The sequence below is a fragment of the Halomonas sp. I5-271120 genome (assembly GCF_030553075.1).
GTDB classification, from domain to species: domain Bacteria; phylum Pseudomonadota; class Gammaproteobacteria; order Pseudomonadales; family Halomonadaceae; genus Onishia; species Onishia taeanensis_A.
The window spans coordinates 2,483,487-2,502,017 of record NZ_CP130701.1; the positions used below are offsets into that span (position 1 = coordinate 2,483,487).

The 18,531-nt window shown below is 65.4% G+C and carries 16 protein-coding genes; 8 read left to right on the top strand and 8 right to left on the bottom strand.

What is annotated here, in order from left to right; genetic code table 11:
- Positions 1-74: 74 nt before the first annotated feature.
- Positions 75-2,015, bottom strand: a complete 1,941-nt coding sequence (locus Q2K57_RS11050) for an exoribonuclease II (RefSeq protein WP_112055484.1) — start codon at positions 2,013-2,015, stop codon at positions 75-77.
- 192 nt (positions 2,016-2,207) lie between these two features.
- On the opposite strand from Q2K57_RS11050, the gene Q2K57_RS11055 reads away from it, so the two are divergent.
- The 7 genes from Q2K57_RS11055 (at position 2,208) to Q2K57_RS11085 (ending at position 10,091) form a co-directional block, all read left to right on the top strand.
- Positions 2,208-3,005 carry a Cof-type HAD-IIB family hydrolase gene (locus Q2K57_RS11055; protein ID WP_304525068.1) on the top strand — a complete coding sequence of 266 codons (798 nt, stop codon included), beginning with the start codon at positions 2,208-2,210 and terminating at the stop codon, positions 3,003-3,005.
- 229 nt (positions 3,006-3,234) lie between these two features.
- A complete protein-coding gene (locus Q2K57_RS11060) occupies positions 3,235-3,969 on the top strand; it encodes a response regulator (RefSeq protein WP_304525069.1) in 735 nt (244 codons plus the stop codon).
- Positions 3,970-4,091: 122 nt separating this feature from the next.
- Complete coding sequence (locus Q2K57_RS11065; RefSeq protein WP_304526683.1) at positions 4,092-5,510, top strand: ATP-binding protein; 1,419 nt, start codon at positions 4,092-4,094, stop codon at positions 5,508-5,510.
- A gap of 236 nt (positions 5,511-5,746) precedes the next feature.
- Entirely contained in the window at positions 5,747-7,018 is a 1,272-nt protein-coding gene (locus Q2K57_RS11070; RefSeq protein WP_304525070.1) for an ABC transporter substrate-binding protein, read from the top strand.
- A gap of 92 nt (positions 7,019-7,110) precedes the next feature.
- Positions 7,111-8,040, top strand: a complete 930-nt coding sequence (locus tag Q2K57_RS11075) for a carbohydrate ABC transporter permease (RefSeq protein ID WP_304525071.1) — start codon at positions 7,111-7,113, stop codon at positions 8,038-8,040.
- Positions 8,033-8,911, top strand: a complete 879-nt coding sequence (locus Q2K57_RS11080; RefSeq protein WP_112055479.1) for a carbohydrate ABC transporter permease — start codon at positions 8,033-8,035, stop codon at positions 8,909-8,911. Before Q2K57_RS11075 ends, Q2K57_RS11080 begins: the two co-directional genes overlap by 8 nt.
- A gap of 58 nt (positions 8,912-8,969) precedes the next feature.
- Positions 8,970-10,091: an ABC transporter ATP-binding protein gene (locus tag Q2K57_RS11085; RefSeq protein WP_304525072.1), complete on the top strand. Its 1,122-nt coding sequence runs from the start codon at positions 8,970-8,972 to the stop codon at positions 10,089-10,091.
- 136 nt (positions 10,092-10,227) lie between these two features.
- Here the strand turns inward: Q2K57_RS11085 and Q2K57_RS11090 are convergent, their stop codons facing one another.
- From Q2K57_RS11090 to Q2K57_RS11120, 7 genes are all read right to left on the bottom strand, one after another.
- Positions 10,228-10,668 carry a universal stress protein gene (locus Q2K57_RS11090; RefSeq protein ID WP_112055477.1) on the bottom strand — a complete coding sequence of 147 codons (441 nt, stop codon included), beginning with the start codon at positions 10,666-10,668 and terminating at the stop codon, positions 10,228-10,230.
- Positions 10,669-10,756: 88 nt separating this feature from the next.
- A complete protein-coding gene (locus Q2K57_RS11095) occupies positions 10,757-11,809 on the bottom strand; it encodes a TIGR01620 family protein (protein ID WP_304525073.1) in 1,053 nt (350 codons plus the stop codon).
- Positions 11,806-13,197, bottom strand: a complete 1,392-nt coding sequence (locus tag Q2K57_RS11100) for a YcjX family protein (protein WP_112055475.1) — start codon at positions 13,195-13,197, stop codon at positions 11,806-11,808. Before Q2K57_RS11100 ends, Q2K57_RS11095 begins: the two co-directional genes overlap by 4 nt.
- Positions 13,198-13,222: 25 nt before the next feature.
- Positions 13,223-14,401 (bottom strand): MFS transporter, encoded by a 1,179-nt coding sequence (locus tag Q2K57_RS11105; RefSeq protein WP_304525074.1) that lies wholly within the window; start codon positions 14,399-14,401, stop codon positions 13,223-13,225.
- Positions 14,392-15,420: a GlxA family transcriptional regulator gene (locus tag Q2K57_RS11110; protein ID WP_304525075.1), complete on the bottom strand. Its 1,029-nt coding sequence runs from the start codon at positions 15,418-15,420 to the stop codon at positions 14,392-14,394. The genes Q2K57_RS11105 and Q2K57_RS11110 overlap by 10 nt, the downstream gene beginning before the upstream one ends.
- Before the next feature lie 241 nt (positions 15,421-15,661).
- Positions 15,662-17,257: a solute:sodium symporter family transporter gene (locus Q2K57_RS11115; protein ID WP_304525076.1), complete on the bottom strand. Its 1,596-nt coding sequence runs from the start codon at positions 17,255-17,257 to the stop codon at positions 15,662-15,664.
- 331 nt (positions 17,258-17,588) lie between these two features.
- Entirely contained in the window at positions 17,589-17,804 is a 216-nt protein-coding gene (locus Q2K57_RS11120) for a hypothetical protein (RefSeq protein ID WP_304525077.1), read from the bottom strand.
- Between the two features lie 143 nt (positions 17,805-17,947).
- Here Q2K57_RS11120 and Q2K57_RS11125 point away from each other — a divergent pair, with 143 nt between their 5' ends.
- Complete coding sequence (locus Q2K57_RS11125) at positions 17,948-18,496, top strand: DUF924 family protein (RefSeq protein ID WP_304525078.1); 549 nt, start codon at positions 17,948-17,950, stop codon at positions 18,494-18,496.
- Positions 18,497-18,531 lie beyond the last annotated feature (35 nt).

Consider the following 18,531-nt stretch of genomic DNA (forward strand, 5'->3'; position numbering starts at 1 on the left):
GGCACAGGCTTGAAACGACAATGCCCCGGCGAGTGGCCGGGGCGTTGTGCGTCTTGCAGGCGGTCAGCGCTTGATCAGACCGCGGGGCGGGCCACCAGCGAGCGGGTCTCTTCACGCGCTTCCGTGAGAGCCACGCGGGTCATGTCGCCCAGCTTGAAGCGCTCTTCGCCTTCGATCTGGATGCGACCTTCCTTGTCGTCGATCACTACCTTGTCACGTTCGCTGTGCATCAGCGGCGCCGGAATGAAGGCGGTGGCGCCATTTGCGACCAGACGCACCCGCATGCCGCCGCGGTTGACGGCGATGATCTCGGCCTCGAACTCCTGCTGCTCCTTGGCTGCCTCTGTCAGGTAGCGCACGTAGAGCCAGTCCTTCACATCGCGCTCTGCCATGCGGTTCAGGCGGCGGCGTTCGGTGAGCTGCTCGGTCAGCGCCTGGCTGGCCTCGGCCGGGGCGCTCTCGCCCTTAAGCACGCGCTTGATCAGGCGGTGGTTGACCATGTCGCCGTACTTGCGGATCGGCGAGGTCCAGGTGGCGTAAGCGGCCAGGCCCAGGCCGAAGTGCGGGCCGGGCAGGGCGGACATGCTGGTGAAGCCCTGGAAGCGGCGCAGGCGAACATCAAGCCAGGCATCATCGCGGGCCTCGAGTTCGCGCTTGAGCTCGCGATAGCGCGGCAGCTCGAGCAGGGCCTCGCGCTCGACCTGGATATCCTGGGCGGCGAGGAACTCGTGAGCCGCGTCGGCTTTCTCCGGCTCGAAGGCCCGGTGCACGTTGAAGATGCCGTGACCGACCTTGTCCGCTAGCAGGTCGGCGCAGCAGGCGTTGGCCGCAATCATCGATTCCTCGATCATGCGGTTGGCGATGCGCCGATCCTCGGTGCGAATGTTCAGCACATTGCCGGCGTCGTCCAGATCGAAGACGTAGTCAGGACGATCCTTGAACACCAGCGCATTGGCGGCGCGCCAGGCGCTGCGTGCCTCGGTCAGGTCGCGCAGGGCAGTGAGCTGCGGCGCGATGGCTTCATCTGGTGCCCAGTCGCCCTGACCTTCGATCCAGTCGGAGACATGGTCATAGACCAGGCGTGACTTCGAGATCATGTTCGCGGCGAAGAAGCGGTAGTCGCCCAGGTTGCCTTCGGCATCGATGTCCAGCGCGCAGGCCAGCACCGGACGCTCCTTGCCTTCCCACAGCGAGCACAGATCGTCGGCCAGCACTTCCGGCAGCATGGTGACGTTCTGTCCCGGCAGATAGACGGTGAAGGCGCGGGTGCGCGCTTCCAGGTCGGCGGCATGGCTCTCGTCGACGTAGGCGGTGGGATCGGCGATCGCTACCGTCAGGCGCCAGCCGCCGTTGTCCAGGGTCTCGACGCGCAGGGCGTCGTCCATGTCGCGCGTTTTCTCACCGTCGATGGTGAAGAAGGGCTCTGCGGTCAGGTCTTCGCGCGTGAGGCCTTCATCGGCCATCGGCCAGTCGTCACCGGCTTCCGGCGAGGCCTGCTCGAGGGCATGGCGCGCCAGCGTCACGCGCCAAGGTACTGCCGGGTTGTCGCTCTTGGCGACCAGCTCATCGATCTGAGAAAAGAAACCGCGGTCGCCTTCTTTCAGTGGGTGGCGCACCAGACGGGCCACCACCCAGTCGCCATCGGCGATGCTGTCTTCGTCGAGGCTGCGCTTGAGGCGCGCCTTGAGCACGTTCTTGACCGACGGGTGGTCGGGCACCACGGCCAGGCGGCCTTCACGCTTCTGGACCCGAGCCACGAAACGCTGCATGCCGATTTCCAGCAGGGTATCCGGCTCGACCGAGGTCTTTTCGCCTTCCTCCTTGAGGATGGCCTTCACCCGGTCGCCGTGAAGCACCTGCTTCATGGCGGGAGGCGGCACGAAGTAGGAGTCGCCGTCGTCGGTTTCGAGGAAGCCAAAGCCCTTGTCGGTGGCTTTGATCACGCCCTCGACCCGGGGCGTGGTATCGCGGATCTGCTGCTTGAGCTGAGCAAGCATCGAGTTGTTCTGAAGCATCGGACACTTTTGCATGGCGGGAAGAGTGGGGGCCACTATACGGATTCCTCCAGCCCGCGCCAATCGGGGCGGACAGCCGCAGAAGGTGTGCACGACCAATCAAGACGTTAGGGGTGAGCTCGTGGCAAGACCGGCGAAGACAGCCATCGACTCCCTTGGGTATGCTAGCGACTAAGACGCCAAGGAGCCCACATGTCGCCACAGCTGATCGTCACCGACCTCGACCGCACCCTGCTCAACGCCGACCATGATCTGGACCCGCTCACCATCGAGACCTTCCAGGCCCTCGCCGAGCGCGGCCATCATCTGGCCATCGCCTCAGGCCGCCACTATCGGGACATCCTGCCCCTGCGCGAGCGGCTCGGCGTAGAGGCCCACATCATCAGCACCAACGGCGCCTATCTGCATGGCCCGGACGATGCGGTGCTGTCGACCCAGCATGTGCCCGAGGCGATGGCCCGGGAGCTGATCGCGCTCGAGCGACCGCCGGGCATGCGCCTGAACCTCTATCGCGATGACGACTGGTTGATCGATGCGCCGGCGCCGGAGCTGCTTGCGCTTCATGCCCACACCGGCTTTGGCTATCGGGTGGCCGAGCCCGGGGAACTCGATGGTCGAGGTGTCGGCAAGGTGTTGTTCATCGGCGAGCCGACGGCGCTTTCGACCATCGAGGAGGCCGTGGAGGCGCGCTACGGTTCGGCCCTGCACCTGACGTACTCCTTGCCCGGGTCGCTTGAGATCATGGCCGGTGGCGTCAACAAGGGCACTGCCCTGGCGCGACTGCTGGAGCGGCTGTCGCTGCCCGCCGAGGCCTGCCTGGCCTTCGGTGACAACCTCAATGACACCGAGATGCTGGATCTGGCCGGTCAGGCGTTCGTGATGGCCAATGCCCATCCCGAGCTGCCCGGGCGGGTGCCCCGGGCCACCCGTATCGGCCATCATGATGATGCCGCCGTTGCCAGCACGCTGCGCGAGCGCCTGCTGGGCTGACAGGGTCGGGCGTCCTTAGCCGGGCGTTGCCGGGTCCGTGATTGGCCCGTGCGGGGGCGCACCGCCCCTACCACCTTGGTCGCAAGCATCTTGCCGGGTCGGCATGGCATCCACCATGATCGCAGTAGACTACCTTGATCTCCTTCATGGCCGATATGGGCCCGATGCGGCCTGTTCGGTCGGCGCCATGGATTCGGACTGCCATGCTTATGCTGCGATACCTGCTGCAATGACCCATTCGCCTGCGACCCTGATCGTGGTCGACGACGACCCGGAAATCCGTGAGCTGCTGGCCGACTATCTTGGTCGCCATGGCTTTCGCACCCTGGTGGCCGAGGATGCCGACTCGCTGGAGACGCTGCTGGCCGTTGAAATGCCGGACCTGTTGATCGTCGATCTCATGCTGCCCGGCGACGATGGCTTCACGATCTGCCGCCGGGTGCGTCGCGACAGCGACGTGCCGATCATCATGCTCACGGCAAGCGCCGACGAGACCGATCGCATCCTGGGCCTCGAACTCGGCGCCGATGACTACCTTGGCAAGCCCTTCAATCCCCGTGAGCTCCTGGCGCGCATCAAGGCAGTGCTGCGCCGCACCCGCCGATTGGCCGACCCGGGCGTTGAGAAGCACCCCGATCAGGCGCGGCTGGTGGCCTTCGGCGACTGGCGACTCGACCGGGTGACCCGCGAGCTGATCGACGGAGACGGCGAGCGCAGCGCCCTGTCCGGCGCGGATTTCCAACTGCTGCAGGTGTTTCTCGAACATCCAGAAGAGGTGCTGTCCCGGGAGGCGCTCTATGACTTGAGCCGCGGGCGCCCGGCGCCACCGCTGGATCGCTCCATCGACGTGCACGTCTGCCGGCTGCGTCAGCGCCTGGGCGAGGACGCCCAGCACTCCCAGTTGATTCGCACCGTCCGCGGCGCCGGCTATGTGCTGGCCACACGAGTGGATGCGCTGGCGTGAGCGCAGAGTCGGGCGCTGATCACAACGAGGCCTCGGGCGCTGACAGGCACATCTGGCACCGCCTGAGGCGCAGCCTGGCCCGAGGGCTGCCGCGCAGTCTGCGCGGTCGCTTCGTGCTGATCATGCTGGTCGGGGTGCTGGGCGCCCAGCTCGCAAGCTATGCGATCTGGACCCACCAGGCGCAGGACAGCCGCCTCGAGCAGGTCGATGAGCTGTCCCGCAACGTCGCCTACAGCGTCGCCTCTACGGTGCGCTTCTTCCGCTCGTTGCCGGTCGATTACCGGCATATCGTTCTCGATCAGCTGCGCGACATGGGAGGCACGCGCTTCTTCGTCAGCGTCAACGATCACCGCATTCCCATTCAGGACATCGGCAGGGGGCCCGCCCAGGCGGTGGTGACCGATAACTTCCGCGAGATACTCGCCTCCGAGCTCGGCGTCGACAACGCGCGCGTCGAGTTTTCGTCTCCCGACACCCTGCGCCTGTTCAACAATGAGGTGCTGCTGAACGACCTGCCGCCCCGCTGGGGGCGTCATAGCCTGTTGATGGACCCCATCGATCCGCCGATCCTCGTCGTGCAACTACCGCTGGATGCTCAGGGCTGGCTCTATGTGGCGACGCTGCTGCCGGTGCCCGAGCTCTTCGATGACGGCTGGCTGTCCGGCGAACGGCTGTTCGCGGCGCTGATCGTGCTGCTTGCCGTGATCGGGTTGTCGCTGCTCGGCATCCGCAGCGCCACCCGGCCACTGGCACGACTGTCGCGGGCCGCGCGCCGGCTCGGCGACGATCTGGACAGCCCGCCGCTGCGCGAGACCGGCCCCCGCGAAGTAGCGGCTACGGCGGTGGCCTTCAACCGCATGCAGCAGCGCATTCAGCACCAGGTCGAAGAACGCGAGCGGCTCTTCACGGCGATCTCCCACGATTTGAAGACGCCCCTGACCCGCATGCGCCTGCGGGCCGAGATGCTCGATGATGATCATCAGCGCGAGCGTTTTTGCGCCGCCCTCGACGAGCTGGACCTGCTGGTCAAGGGCGCCCTGGCCTCGGTCAGGGGGCTCGACCTGCATGAAGCCATCGAGCCGGTCGACGTGCGCGCGTTGCTCGACGGCCTCGCCGAGGAAATGGCCCTGCAGGGTGGCGAGGTGACGGTCACCGGCCGGGCCACGCCGCTTGCTGCCAAGCCTCTGGCGCTCAAGCGCTGTCTGGCCAACCTCCTGGAGAACGCCGTCTTCTATGGAAAGCGCGCTGAGGTGCATCTTGAAGACAGTGCGGCGAGGCTCAGGATCACCCTGCGTGACCATGGCCCCGGGATACCCGAGAGACAGCGCGAGCGGGTGTTCTCGCCCTTCGTGCGCCTCGAGCCTTCGAGGAGCCGCCATACCGGCGGCAGCGGCCTGGGGCTCGGTATCGCCCGGCACATCCTGCGGGCCCATGGCGGGGAGATGACGCTTGATAATCATCCCGGCGGCGGCCTGGTAGTGACCCTCGAGGTATCGCGTCACGCGCATGATGACCCTGGACATGATGCAGACTTGGCATGACGCCCGACGGGCCTGACAGACTCTCGAGTCAGAGCGGGGCGCGACCTTGGTAGCATAGACCTTTGGCCTATAAACATTAGTTTAATCAATGAGTTATATATTTCAGTCCTGTAAGAAACCCGCAACACTATCCAGCACTAGGTAACCCCTCCCGTGCCTTCGAATGGGGTAGCGTGTCATCAGCCGCGAGTGAATCGGCTCACGACAATCAATAACAATCGATGGAGACACGCCCCATGCGCTCATTGCTGCGATTCCCGCTCAAGAAAACCTTGCTCGGCCTCGCCGTCACCGGCGCCGTGGCGTCGGCCCCGGTGCAGGCCGGCGAGGTCGAGGTGCTGCACTGGTGGACCTCCGGTGGCGAGGCCCGCGCCGCCAACGTATTGAAGGAGCTGATGGAAGCCGAGGGCCACACCTGGAAGGACTTTGCGGTGGCCGGCGGTGGCGGCGAGACCGCCATGACGGTGCTCAAGTCTCGCGCCATGTCCGGCAATCCGCCGTCGGCGGCGCAGATCAAGGGCCCGGAGATTCAGGAATGGGGCGAGCTTGGTCTGCTCGGCAATCTCGATGACGTGGCCAAGGCCGAGAACTGGGACAGCCTGCTGCCCGTGGTGGTAGCCAACATCATGCGCCACGATGGCCACTACGTGGCGGTGCCGGTCAACGTGCACCGGGTCAACTGGCTGTGGGCCAATCCCGAGGTGCTCAGTGAGGCCGGCGTCGAGGTGCCGACGAGCATCGATGACATGTTCGAGATCTCCGACGAGCTGCGCGACGTGGGCGTCATCCCGCTGGCCCACGGTGGCCAGCCCTGGCAGGACGCCACGGTGTTCGAGACGGTGGTCCTTGCCGAGGCCGGCCCCGAGTTCTATCGTCGCGCGTTGGTCGAGCTCGACCCCGAGGCGCTCAACAGCCCGACCATGATCGACGCCCTGACCACCTTCAAGCGCATGCGTACGCTGATGGATGATGGCATGTCGGGGCGTGACTGGAACATCGCCACCTCGATGGTGATTGGCGGCCAGGCCGCCATGCAGCTGATGGGCGACTGGGCCAAGGGCGAGTTCACCGCCGCTGGCCTGACGCCGGGCGAGGACTATGTGTGTGTGCCGGCCCCGGGCACCGAGTCCGCCTTCACCTTCAACATCGATAGCCTGGCGATGTTCAAGGCAAGCGATGAAGAGGCCCAGGCGGCCCAGGATGACCTGGCCCGGCTGGTACTGGAGCCGACCTTCCAGGAGGCCTTTAACCTGGCCAAAGGCTCGATCCCGGCCCGCGCCGATCTCGACATGAGCGCCTTCGACGCCTGCGCCAAGCGCTCCATGGCCGACTTCAAGGCGACGTCCGAGAACGGTGGCCTGGTACCCAGCATGGCCCACGGCATGGCGGTGCGCGCCTCGGTGCAGGGTGCCATCTTCGATGTGGTCACCAACTTCTTCAACGACCCGGACATGAGTCCCGAGGCCGCCGCCGAGCGGCTGGCGAACGCCGGCAGCTCGCTGCTCTAGGCTCCTCGCCGCAGGCCGCGAGCCCAAGCAAGGCTCGCGGCCTGCCCCTCCCGTCTTTTGGTTGACGAGGCTCTGGCCTCGAGGACGTACTCATGTCGACTTCTCTTTCTTCGGCGCCCGCCGCCCGCGGGCCCGTCAAGCGCTCGGCGCTTGGTTGTTTGACCGACTGGCTGCCGCGCCTGGTGCTGGCGCCTTCGATCGTCGTGTCGCTGTTCTTCGTCTACGGCTTCATGATCTGGACCTTCGTGCTATCGCTGACCAACTCGCGCATGCTGCCGAGCTACGACTTCGTCGGCTTCGCCCAGTACGCGCAGCTGATGGCCAACGATCGCTGGTGGGTGGCTGCCACCAACCTGGTGGTGTTCGGCGGCCTCTTCGTCGGCATCTGCCTGGTGCTGGGTGCGGGGCTTGCGATCCTGCTCGATCAGCGCATTCGCCAGGAAGGCAGCCTGCGCACGATCTATCTCTACCCCATGGCGCTGTCGTTCATCGTCACCGGCGTGGTCTGGAAGTGGCTGCTCAACCCGAGCCTCGGCCTGCAGGCCATGGTGCGCGGCTGGGGCTTCGAGGGCTTCACCTTCGACTGGTTGGTGGACCCGGACATGGCGGTCTACACCCTGGTGATCGCCGCCGTCTGGCAGGCCTCGGGCTTCGTCATGGCACTGTTCCTGGCCGGGCTGCGCGGCATCGACGACAGCATCATCAAGGCCGCCCAGCTCGACGGTGCGAGTCTGCCGCGCATCTATGCCCGGGTGGTGATGCCCTGCCTGCGGCCGGTGGTGTTCAGCGCGGTGATGATCCTCTCGCATATTGCCATCAAGAGCTTCGATCTGGTGGTGGCGCTGACCGGCGGCGGCCCCGGCTATGCCACGGACTTGCCGGCCACCTTCATGTACACCCATGCCTTCACTCGCGCCCAGATCGGGCTTGGCTCGGCCAGCGCCATGCTGATGCTGGGCGGAGTGCTGGCGATCCTGATTCCCTACCTGTATTCCGAACTGCGGAGCCGTCGTCATGGATAACGTGATTCGCCGGCGCACCCCGGGCGCGCGGCTGGCCCGGGCGGCGCTCTACGCCGTGCTGATCATCATGGCGCTGTTCTACCTGCTGCCGCTTCTGATCATGCTGCTGACCTCGATCAAGCCGCTCGACGAGATCGGTGCCGGTACTTTGCTGGCGCTGCCCGAGCACCCGACCCTGGCGCCCTGGATCACTGCCTGGGGCGAGGCCTGTACCGGCATGCGCTGCGAAGGGGTCGGCGGCTACTTTTGGAACTCCTTTGCCATCGTGATCCCGGCCGTCGCCATCTCCACCGTGGTGGGCGCCCTGAACGGCTATGCCCTGACCAAGTGGCGCTTTCGTGGCTCGGAGCTGGTGTTCGCGCTGATGCTGTTCGGCTGCTTCATTCCCTTCCAGGTAGTGCTGCTGCCGATGGCGCAGACGCTCGGTTGGCTGGGGCTCTCGAGCTCCCGGGCGGGTCTGGTGCTGGTGCATGTGGTGTTTGGCATCGCCTTCACCACGCTGTTTTTCCGCAACTTCTACGTCGCAGTACCCAGCGAGCTGGTCTCGGCGGCCAAGCTCGACGGCGCCGGCTTCTTTCGCATCTTCTGGCGGATTCTGCTGCCGGTTTCGGCGCCGATCATCGTGGTCTCGGTGATCTGGCAGTTCACCCAGATCTGGAACGATTTCCTGTTCGGCGTGGCCTTCTCGGCGTACGACACCCAGCCGGTCACGGTGGCGCTGAACAACCTGGTCAACACCTCCACCGGGGTGAAGGAATACAACGTCAACATGGCTGCGGCGATGATTGCCGCGCTGCCGACGCTGGTGGTCTATGTGCTGGCCGGCAAGTATTTCGTGCGGGGTCTCACTGCGGGCTCGGTCAAGGGCTGATGGCGAGCGAACGGCGAGCTCTAGCCATCACGACGCGAACAATAACGAGGTAATCATCATGTCAGCTTTGGAAATTCGCGAGGTCCGCAAGGATTTCGGCAGTACCCGGGTACTCAAGGACGTCAGCCTGGCCATCGATTCCGGCGAGTTCCTGATCCTGGTCGGGCCGTCGGGCTGTGGCAAGTCGACGTTGATGAACGCCATCGCCGGCCTCGAGCCGGTTACCGACGGCCAGATTCTGATCGGCGGCGACGACATCACCTGGCGCACGCCGGCCGAGCGCGATATCGCCATGGTCTTCCAGTCCTATGCGCTCTATCCGAGCATGACGGTGGGCCAGAACATCGCCTTCGGCCTGGAAATGCGCAAGGTGCCCAAGGCCGAACGCGAAGAGGCCGTGGAGCGGGTCGCGGATCTGTTGCAGATCACCCACCTGCTCGAGCGCAAGCCGGCTCAGCTCTCCGGCGGTCAGCGCCAGCGGGTGGCGATGGGCCGAGCGCTGGCCCGGGAGCCGCAGATCTATCTGTTCGACGAGCCGCTTTCCAACCTCGACGCCAAGCTGCGCGTCGAGATGCGCACCGAAATCAAGAAGCTGCATCAGCGCCTTGGCACCACCATCGTCTACGTGACCCACGACCAGATCGAGGCCATGACCCTTGCCGACAGCATCGCGGTGATGCGCGACGGCCATATCCTGCAGCTGGGCTCGCCGGACGAGGTCTACAACGACCCCGCCGACATGTTCGTGGCGGGCTTCATGGGCTCGCCGTCGATGAACTTCATCACGGCGACCCTTGAGGGCCAGGTGGGCGACTATCGGCTGCGTATTACTACCCCCGAAGAGCAAGAACTGGTGCTGCCCTGGCCTGTAGACCGGATCACCGCCGAGCTTGCCGACCAGCTCGGGCGGCCGGTGGTGCTGGGGCTGCGCCCGGAGCATTTCAGCGAGCAGGACGCGCGGCTCGAAGGCCAGCAGGAGGGCACGCTGCTCGAGGCGCGTGTCACCGTCGTCGAGCCCACTGGCGCGGATATTCTGCTGCGCCTGCCGCTGGGGGATAGCGAGGTGACGGCGCGAGTGGGGCCCAAGTGCCCGGTGGCGGCCGGCGAGCGACTGGCGCTGCGTATCGACATGAGCCGCGCGGTGCTCTTTGATCCACAAAGTGAAAGCCGGCTGGCCTAGCGTCTGTTATTGCTCCTGCTGCTGTGTCTGCCATCAAGCCTGGCGTGATGTGCCGGATAGATGCCAGCGTGCTCAAACGAAACGGCCCCCGTCATTCGGCGGGGGCCGTTGCTTTGATGCGAAGAGTAACGCCTGACTAGTGCACGGTGATGACGGTGCATTTGGCGGAGTGGCTGACCTTATGCGAGACGCCGCCGACTACCAGGCTCGAGAAGTCGCCGAGCCCCCGGCTGCCCATGATGATGGCATCGACGCCGAGTCGTTTGGCCTGCTCGAGGATGGTGCGGCTGGGCTCGCCCTGGGCAAGGGTCGTATCGATATGCTCGGCGCCCAGCGCGCTGGCTTCGCGGGAGGCCCGGTCTATCAATTCGCGGCCGTATTTCTCGAGTTGGCTCGAGGTCGTCTCCAGCGTCACAGCGCCGACTCCCCAGATCAGCGTGGTCTCATGGGCCAGCGCCTCGGGGATATGCAGGATATGCAGGGTGGTGTCGCTGTCCTTGATCAGCTGACAGGCGACTTCGAGAGCCTTGCGGGCATGTTCGGAACCGTCGACGGGCACCATGACCGACTTGAACATGGCATCACCTCCTTGATGAGTATGCCTTCATCCTAGTCTAGACGCCCCTTGCTGACTTGATCCTGATCAATCCCCACGGGATTGGCTGTCAGGCGTCGCCGCGCGGTTTTGCCCTTTCCTTGCTGGAGGCGTCGTCGAGCCGTGACAGGCGCTGCCAAAGCTCACGGCGAAGCTCCACGAGTCGTGGCGCCTCGCCGGCTTCGAAGGGCAGCGGCCGGGACAGCCCCAGCGCCTTGAGCCCAAGGCGTGCGCTCATCAGGCCGACCCCGAGCCCCTGGGCGGCGCGGGTCGAGAGCCGTCCGGCGAGATCCATCGACAGCCATTCCATGCCGATGTCGCTGGCAAGCTCGCTAGTGCCGGCGAAGGCGACGTTGTAGAGCACCTGGCGGAACAGCTTGAGGCGGCTGGCGTAGCCAAGTTCCAGCCCATAGAGCCTGGCGAGGCGGTCGATCATGGCCAGATTGCGCCAGGCTACCAGCGCCATGTCGAGTAGTCCCAGCGGGCTTGCTGCGACCAGCACGGCAGTGTCGCCTGACATCCGTGCGATCAGCCGGCGGGCCTCACGATCGCGCGGGGCGAGCAGGTGATGGGCGAGCAGCACGCGCTGCTCGGCGCCGCCGTGATGGTCGTTACGGGCGGCGAGATAGCCCTGCCAGTGAGGGTGGTCCGCCTCCAGGTCGAGCCGGTCCCTGAGTTTCTCGGCGAGGCGCTGGGCCTGCTGGGGCGTGGCCTCGGTGATGTCTTCGAGACGCTCGCGCAGGGCGCCGTGGCGACGCAGACGACGCAGGCGCAAGAGTTCCCTGGCGATGGCCTTGCCGGCAAGGCCGAGCCCCGCGAGCAAGAGAAGGCTCCAGGCGCCGGCCAGCCAGTCACCGGTCAGGGCCGCGGTGAAGGTGGAGTGTGCGGCTTCCACGCCGCCGAGCAGCAAACCGCCGCCTAATAGGCCCAGTAGCCCCCAGCGGCGACGCCTTGGCCTGGCGAGGCTCGCGGCCAGGTCGGCCTCGGCCGCCGATTCGTCGTCCAGCGGGCGGCTGGCTTGAGCCTCGGGAAAGTCCTGGGCGGGGCGCGGATCCCGGTAGCCCGGGTCGATCTCCACCGCTGGATCTTCCGAGAAGCGCTGTGCGGGGCGAGGGTCGTTCATTGAAGTTTGTCTCCGAGCAGCCAGTCGAGGGTCGCATCGAGGCGGATATGGGGCAGCGCCGCCTGGCCCCGCGGGGCCGGGCGGAAGGCGCGGAAGTCAAAGCCCTGGCGGGCCCAGAAATCGGCATCGGGTAGCCGGGACGGCACCTCGCCGGGAAATACCAGCACCGACTCATTATCCAGGGTGGTGCCGCGCAGCGCAGGGGTTGTGCGGCCCTGGTGTTCGACGCTATGGGCGCTGGTGGTGCGGATCGCCGCCAGCGAGAAGGCCTTGACCGGCACATCGGCGAAGCGCAGGTCCTTTAGCGGCTCGGCGAGCAGCGCCTCGAGCAGACTCACCAGATGGGGATGCTGCTCCGGGGTGACGTGATCGGCCTTGGTCGCGGCGATGGCCAGGCGGTCGATGCGCGGCGTGAACAGGCGCGACAGCAGGCTGCGGCGGCCGTAGTCGAAGCTCTTCATCAGGGTGCCCAGGGCGCGGGACAGGTCGGCGAAGCGATCCGGCCCGGCATTCAGGGCGCCGAGCACGTCGACCAGTACGATCTGACGATCGAAACGCCGGAAGTGCTCCTGATAGAAGGGCCTGACGATATGGCGCTGATAGTAGTCGAAGCGCCGGGCAAGGGTCTGATAGACGCTGTCTGCCGGCAGGGCCTTGAGCCGGTCGCGATCGTCTTCGTCAAGGCCGGGCAGCGGGAAGAACTGCAGCACCGGGGCGCCGTCAAGCTCTCCCGGCAGCAGGAAACGCCCTGGCTGCAGATCGGCAAAGCCGGCTTCGCGGGCGGCGCGCAGGCCTGATGCATAGGCCTCGGCGATCTCGGCAAGGCGCGCCTCATCGGCGGTGGCCGCCGGGTCAATATCGGCAAGCGACGCTCGCCAGTCGGCGAACAGGGCCGCGTACTCGCCGTCATCGCGCTGGGGGCGAGAGGTGCTCCAGCTCAGGTAGTCGTGATCCAGCAGCGGCAGGTCGAGCAGCCACTCGCCGGGGTAGTCGATCAGGTCCAGGGTCAGGGTCGCGGCACGTCGGGCCAGCAGGCCGCTGCGCTTGGGGCGATAGCGAATCGCCAGGCGGAGCTCGCTGATGCCCCGGGTGGGATCGGGCCAGCGCGGCGGGTCGGCGTCCAGTGCCGCCATGGCCGGGTCATAGGGAAAGCGCGGCACGCCAAGGTCCTGCTGGGCAACCCGCTGGGCCCCGAGCAGGCGGCCCTCACGGGCGGCAGGCAGCAGGTCGAGGCGCGCCTCGAGCCCAGCGTGTCGCAGCTGGTGGACCAGTGAGGTCAAAAAGGCCGTCTTGCCGGCACGAGACAGGCCGGTGACCGCCAGGCGCAGCTGGCGATCGCGGCCGCGATCGAGAAGATCATGAAATTCGCGAGCCAGGGGCTGGCGCATGAGGGAGTTCCGTTCAGCGTAGAGTTCAGCCCCCAATGTGCGGGCGCGGCGCCCGGCTGGCAAGTCGCTGCCAGGCCAACGCCAGGATTGGCACCAGCGATAGTGGGATCAGCAGCGTGTTCAGGTAGGCCCAACCGAATTCGCTGACCAGCGGACCGGCCATAAGCGCGGTGGCGGCGACGGTGGAAAACACCAGGAATTCGTTGGCGGCCTGGGTGCGGGCCTTGTCGGCCGGACGGTAGCTCTCGGTGAGCAGGCCGGTAGCGGGCAGGAAGGTGAAGTTCCAGCCCAGGCCCAGCAGTACCAGTCCGGTATAGAACCCGCCCACGCTCTGGGCTACCTGGGCAACCAGCGCACTGGCCACCAGCAGCAGGCAGCCCAGCACGATTATGGTTCGCGCCCCGAATCGGGCACTCAGATGGCCGGTGAAGAAAGACGGCAGGAACATCGCCAGCACGTGCCACTGAATGGTGGTGGCAATATGAGCAAAGTCGTGGCCGGCGGCAGTCATGGCCAGCGGGGTAGCGGTCATGGCGACGTTCATGACGCCATAGCCGACCATCCCCGCCAACACGGCGACGATGAAGGCCGGTTGGCGCAGCACCTGGGCCAAGGGGCGCGGGGTGCCGGGCTCATGGGTGGTCTCGGGGGGCGGCAGGCGGACGATGGTGAGCACCAGCAGCGCCAGCACATAGAGGGCGCCAAGCCCTACAAAACTCATCAGAAAGGGCGTTTCCCCCAGTGCGCGGCTGGTATTGGCAAGCCAGGGGCCCAAGAAGGCGGCCAGCACACCGCCGCTCATGACCAGGCCGATGGCCCGATCGCGGAGCCGCAGCGGGGCCACTTCGGTGGCGGCGAAGCGATACAGCTGGCCGAAGCCAATACCGATGCCGATCAGCCAGGTGGCGAGCATGAAGCGCCAGAAATCCTCGCCGATCAGGGCCTCGCAGGCCACGCCGACGCCGACCAGCCCTATAAGATGGCCGAGCATGAAACCGCGTCGCCGGCCGAGGCGAGCCATGATCAGCGAGGCCGGCACGGTCGCGCACATCAGTCCCAGCCACTGGGTGGCCACTGGCGCCGTTGACCAGGCGGGACTCGGTGCCAGGCTGGCGCCAATCAGTGGCGACACCGGGATGAGCAGGCTGTTGCCAGTGATCAGCAGTGCCTGGCACAGCGACAGCAGGAAGACGCTCAAGGGCATGAGGGGGAGTCCTCCAGGCGGGAGAGGCTAGCGCCAAAGCGCTGACGATAGACCGACGGTGACACGCCATAGCGTCGATGAAAGAGACGGCGTAACTGTTCGGCGCTGCCCAGCCGCCATTGGGCGGCAAGGCGCTCCAGAGGCGGAGCCGGGCTGGCCGTGAGCAGTTGCTGGCGCGCCCCTTCGAGGCGCAGTTGCGTCAGGTAGGCGCCGGGAGTGGTATCGAGGTGGTGCCTAAAGAGACGCGACAGGTGGCGCGGGGTGACCGCCATCCGAGCCGCCATGCTCTCCAGGTCATGCGGTTCGGCGGGATCGGCGTGCAGCCGGTCCAGCAGCTCGCGCAGCGACCCGCTGGCCCGCTGTTGGTAGCGCAGCGCCTCGCTGAACTGGGCCTGGCCGCCCGGACGATGCAGGAACATCACCAGCTCGCGAGCCACCTGACCGGCCAGCTCGCCACCCTGATCGGCCTCGACCAGCGACAGGGCCAGATCGATGCCGGCGGTGACCCCGGCGCTGGTATAGCGTCCCCGGTCTTGCACATAGAGGGCATCGGGTTCGACCTGGATCAGCGGATAGGCCTGCGCCAGCGCCTCTGCATGGCGCCAGTGAGTCGTGGCCCGGCACCCGTCCAAAAGTCCGGCCCTGGCCAGCAGGAAGGCGCCCGTGCAGATGGCGCCCAGGCGCCTGACTGTTGGGGCTATCTCGCGAAGGTTATCGATATGCTGCTGCGCCTGGCATTGCGCGAAGACACCACTACCGCCGGCCACCAGCAGGGTGTCCGGCGCGCCCCTTGCCGTCAGGCTCGCCCAGTCCAGGTCCGCCACCATCGACAGCCCGCCGTTGGTGGTCAGGGGGCCGGGTTCTTGGGCGAGCAGTTCGAGCGAGTAGAGCGCTTTGCCGGCACAGGCGTTGGCGCTGGCGAAGACCTGCCAGGGACCGCAGACATCGAGCACCTGACAGTCCGGATAGGCCAGCAGCGTGATGTGGCGTGATGGGGTGGGCGACGATGGGGATGACATCCAAGCACTCCAGGACGGGGAATGTCTTGAGTCTGGGCGCAAGGCCGGATGTCCACAACGACCAATATCCCACCGATAAGGACATTGCTTCCCACATATCTCCCCACATGGCTTCCCAAACAGACGACGCCCTGCCGAGTGGCAGGGCGTCGAGCGAGGACTCTGTCGGTGCTTGAGTCGGTGCTTGGGTCAGTGCTTGGTGCTTATTCAGCACGCAGGTCACTGCCTGGTCCGTTATCGGCTAGCCGGCGAAGGCGACATAGATGGCGATCACCAGGATCACTAGCACGATGCCGGCGGGCACGGCGCCTTTCCAGGGCGTCAGGTCGACGGCCTTGCTGTCTTCCTGCACCCAGTCGGTTTCACGGGGGCGCAGCTTGCCGATGATCAGCATGACCGCTACCAGCAGCACGAAGACCGCGGCCACGAAGTGGAACTCATGCATGATGGTCGGCAGCTTGTTGAACGGCGGTACGAAGTAGCCGGCGAAGATCAGCAGACAGCCGCCGATCAGGGCGATCTTGGCGGCGAGCGGTGGTACGCGCTTGGTCAGCAGGCCGACCACCACCACGGCAAGGATCGGGATGAAGTAGATGGCGTTCATCTTCTGCAGGTAGCCGAACAGGCTTTCCTGACCGGCCAGCAGCGGGGCGATGGTCATCGAGACGAAGGCCATGACCCAGCCGAACACCTTGCCGCAGTTGACGACCTGATCTTCGGTGGCGTCCTTCTTGAACACCCCCTTGTAGATGCCCAGGCTGAAGATGGTGGTGGTGCTGTTCAGCGCCGAGTTGAAGGACGACAGAATGGCGCCGACCATGACCGCGGCGAAGAAACCGGTGAGATAGGGCGGCAGCACGTCGAACACCAGGCGACCATAGGCTTCATCCGCCGCCACGCCCTGATCGGCATAGAGGTGATAGGCGATGATGCCTGGCAGCACCAGGTAGAGCGGCCCCAGCAGCTTGAAGAAGCCGGTCAGCAGCACGCCTTTCTGACCTTCGGCGAGGTTCTTGGCGGCAAAGGTGCGCTGGATGATCTGCTGGTTGGTGGTCCAGTAGAACACGTTGATCAGGAAGACACCGGTGAACAGGGTAAAGAAGGGAACCTGCTGCTCCGAACCGCCGATCGAGTTGAGCTTTTCCGGATTGGTCTCCTTGAGGATCTCCCAGCCGGCGAGCACGCCGCCGTCGGCGCTGACGGCCTGCAGGCCGAAGTACACGATCACGAAACCGCCGACCAGCAGGCCGATACCGTTGAGCGTGTCGGACACGGCGACGGTGCGCAGGCCGCCAAACAGGGCGTAGACCGAGCCGATCAGGCCCACCACCCAGACGGTCAGCCACAGCAGAGAAGTGCTGGACTCGATGCCGGTCAACCCTGACAGGTCGAGCATGCCCTGCAGACCTATGGCCCCGGAGTAGAGAATGATAGGCAGCAGGATCACCGCATAGGCGATCAGGAAGATCACGTTGGTGATCAGTTGAGTGCCGGCATCGAAGCGGATCGATAGCAGTTGGGGCAGAGTGGCAATGCCGCTCTTGAGAAAGCGTGGCAGGAAGAACAGCGCCAGCGCCACCAGGGCGATGACCGCCACGACCTCCCAGGCCATCACGGAGAGGCCATCGCTGAAGGCCGCCCCGTTGAGCCCCACCATCTGCTCGGTGGACAGGTTGGTCATCAGCAGTGAGCCGGCGATCAGCGGAAAGGTCAGGGAACGACCGGCCAGGAAATAGCCTTGGGTACTTTTATGGTCGTCGCGCCGGGTGATCCGCCAGGTGATGAAGGCGACCAGACCGGTAAAGAACACGAACGACGCCAGGGTCAGGGCATGCACGGTGGAATAATCCTTAAACTGCGGGCAAAAGCGGCGCCTTCAGCGTTTTTTTGCCAAGGAATGGAGTAACTTTACGAGCGTGGGGTGATGCTAGGGAGCCTTAGACTAAAGCTCTATGCATCTTTGGTCTAAGGCCTGCCATGGCGGCTAAGTTTGCCATCATTGTCGGCCTCTGTATGCGTCACCCTGGCTCGTCAGCATAGTGTTTATGCCCCGTTTTGCAGCCAGTTTGGTAGCCCCGTTTTTTAGCCCGGGTTCAAGCCCGCTCGTTAGGCGCGGCGCTTTAGGGCGATCTTCATGAACGGCTTGTGATCAACGTTCAATATATCAATCACCCCCCTAGGGGGATGGCCGGTGGCGGAGGTATCACACCGGCCAGCTGGCCGAACATCGGGCTGGCGGCCACCAGGAACCCAAGGCCGGCCAACAACTGACCGAGCCGTTTGCGACTCGGTTGACGTGCGATCGTCAGCCCCACCAGGCAGATGACCAGGCCCAGGGTGTGCAGCACCAGTGTCAGGGTGGGCAAGAGATCATGCAGTGGCATAGGGCGACCTGATGAGCGTGGCTTGGGGCCGGGTGGAGAGTCGGCTAGGATGGAAACAGGAATCCCATCATATCAAGGTGTTTCGGCCGCCGGCATTGCGGCCGTTATCAGCCCTGATCGTCATAGCCAAGGAGGAGAAGATCATGGCCGACGCCGGTCCCGAGGCGGTCATCGACTTCTGGTTCGAGGAGCTGACCCCCAAGCAGTGGTTCGCCAAGGACGAGGTCCTGGATGCCTTGATCGCGACGCGCTTCGAGCCGATCTGGAACGCCGCCTGTCGCGCCGAGCTGTGGACCTGGCGGGCGACGCCGCAGGGGCGTCTGGCCGAGATCCTGATACTGGATCAATTCTCGCGCAACATGCATCGCGATCATCCGATGGCCTTCGCTCAGGATGCACTGGCACTCGTGCTGGCTCAGGAGGCGGTGGCTCAGGGCGATGATCAGGCGCTGACGACCCGTCAGCGGCCCTTTCTCTATATGCCCTACATGCACAGCGAATCCCTGCTCGTTCATGAAGAAGCGCTGCGGCTCTTCGATCAGCCGGGTCTCGAGGAAAACCTGCGCTTCGAGCATCGCCATCGCGACATCCTCTTGCGGTTCGGGCGCTATCCGCACCGCAATGCCATCCTGGGTCGGGATTCCAGCGCCGAGGAACTGGCCTTTCTGGAGCAGCCGGGTTCAGGATTCTGAGTCGTTGGCATCGGGCATTGGAGTGCTCGACGCCA

What these genes read in the sequence shown, in the direction of transcription:
- Q2K57_RS11105 (WP_304525074.1), bottom strand. Translation starts at nt 14,401, where the DNA reads ATGCCCTTGAGCGTCTTCCTGCTGTCGCTGTGCCAGGCACTGCTGATC.
- Q2K57_RS11120 (WP_304525077.1), bottom strand. Translation starts at nt 17,804, where the DNA reads ATGCCACTGCATGATCTCTTGCCCACCCTGACACTGGTGCTGCACACC.
- Q2K57_RS11075 (WP_304525071.1), top strand. Translation starts at nt 7,111, where the DNA reads ATGTCGACTTCTCTTTCTTCGGCGCCCGCCGCCCGCGGGCCCGTCAAG.
- Q2K57_RS11080 (WP_112055479.1), top strand. Translation starts at nt 8,033, where the DNA reads ATGGATAACGTGATTCGCCGGCGCACCCCGGGCGCGCGGCTGGCCCGG.
- Q2K57_RS11070 (WP_304525070.1), top strand. Translation starts at nt 5,747, where the DNA reads ATGCGCTCATTGCTGCGATTCCCGCTCAAGAAAACCTTGCTCGGCCTC.
- Q2K57_RS11055 (WP_304525068.1), top strand. Translation starts at nt 2,208, where the DNA reads ATGTCGCCACAGCTGATCGTCACCGACCTCGACCGCACCCTGCTCAAC.
- Q2K57_RS11100 (WP_112055475.1), bottom strand. Translation starts at nt 13,197, where the DNA reads ATGCGCCAGCCCCTGGCTCGCGAATTTCATGATCTTCTCGATCGCGGC.
- Q2K57_RS11095 (WP_304525073.1), bottom strand. Translation starts at nt 11,809, where the DNA reads ATGAACGACCCTCGCCCCGCACAGCGCTTCTCGGAAGATCCAGCGGTG.
- Q2K57_RS11050 (WP_112055484.1), bottom strand. Translation starts at nt 2,015, where the DNA reads ATGCTTCAGAACAACTCGATGCTTGCTCAGCTCAAGCAGCAGATCCGC.
- Q2K57_RS11065 (WP_304526683.1), top strand. Translation starts at nt 4,092, where the DNA reads ATGCTGGTCGGGGTGCTGGGCGCCCAGCTCGCAAGCTATGCGATCTGG.
- Q2K57_RS11110 (WP_304525075.1), bottom strand. Translation starts at nt 15,420, where the DNA reads ATGTCATCCCCATCGTCGCCCACCCCATCACGCCACATCACGCTGCTG.
- Q2K57_RS11125 (WP_304525078.1), top strand. Translation starts at nt 17,948, where the DNA reads ATGGCCGACGCCGGTCCCGAGGCGGTCATCGACTTCTGGTTCGAGGAG.
- Q2K57_RS11085 (WP_304525072.1), top strand. Translation starts at nt 8,970, where the DNA reads ATGTCAGCTTTGGAAATTCGCGAGGTCCGCAAGGATTTCGGCAGTACC.
- Q2K57_RS11060 (WP_304525069.1), top strand. Translation starts at nt 3,235, where the DNA reads ATGACCCATTCGCCTGCGACCCTGATCGTGGTCGACGACGACCCGGAA.
- Q2K57_RS11090 (WP_112055477.1), bottom strand. Translation starts at nt 10,668, where the DNA reads ATGTTCAAGTCGGTCATGGTGCCCGTCGACGGTTCCGAACATGCCCGC.